The sequence below is a fragment of the Mammaliicoccus lentus genome (genome assembly GCF_002902755.1).
Lineage (GTDB): Bacteria > Bacillota > Bacilli > Staphylococcales > Staphylococcaceae > Mammaliicoccus > Mammaliicoccus lentus.
Map to the genome: position 1 here is coordinate 1 of NZ_PPRS01000050.1, position 977 is coordinate 977.

Sequence of the window (977 nt, forward strand, 5' to 3'; positions counted from 1 at the left end):
ACTTTCAAGCGCATGTTGATATGTAGGAGCTTGAAAAATAGATTTAAGTAATGTTCTTGCCTCTTGTGAATTCTTTTTTGGGAATCTTTCAATGATGTTTTTAAGAAGATGAAATGTACAACGTTGCCAAGTTGAATCTATAAATTGTGATTTAATAGACTTAATAAGACCAGAATGTGCATCAGAAATAATGAGCTCAGGAGTTGTGAGGCCACGCATTCTTAAATCTTCAAAGAACTCAGACCAAGCCTGTTCAGATTCTTGATTAGAAATTTTAAAACCAATAATTTCACGTCTTTTAAGTTCATTTACTCCCATAGCTATATAAACGCCTTTAGAAACTATTTTATTATTCTCTCTAACTTTAATATGCATGGCATCAACAAATACATATCTGTACTGATGACTAGTAATAGGTCTACTCGACCACTTTTGAATATCGGGGTCAATATTTTTCATAACTTCTGAAATCGTAGATTTCGAAACAGATTTACCTGCCAGAGCCTCTACAATTTTCGTGATGTTTCTAGTTGAAACGCCATTAATATAAGCTTCTATCATCGCTAAAATCAGTGATTGATCAGAGCGAGAATATTGATCAAAAACTTCAGTTGTAAATTCGCCATCACGCGTTCTAGGTACTTTTAAATGAAGTGTTCCGACTGGAATCATAAAATCACGTTCATAGTAGCCATTTCGTTGTGCAATCCTTTCAGGATGCTTTTGTTTGAAATCAGCGTTCACAAACTGATCTCTTTCCATTTCCATATAAGCATTTAATACAGTTACAGCTATACTTTTCATAGCAGTATTTAAATTACTTTCTAAAATAGCACTTGCCAATTCTTCAAAGTCTACGTTAATATTTAACTGAGTCATATATAGGTCACCTCTACAATATTTTCTTAGTCGATTACATTGTACTAAAGTGAGCTATATTTGGCTCTTTTTTTATTACACAATTATATGGACATATT

General features: G+C 32.7%; 1 protein-coding gene. It reads right to left on the reverse strand.

Features of this window, described 5'->3' with window-relative positions; genetic code table 11:
- Nucleotides 1-879: IS256 family transposase (locus tag CD135_RS11440; protein ID WP_115344036.1), on the reverse strand; the 879-nt coding region annotated here is incomplete at its 3' end.
- Between the last annotated feature and the right edge of the window lie 98 nt (nt 880-977).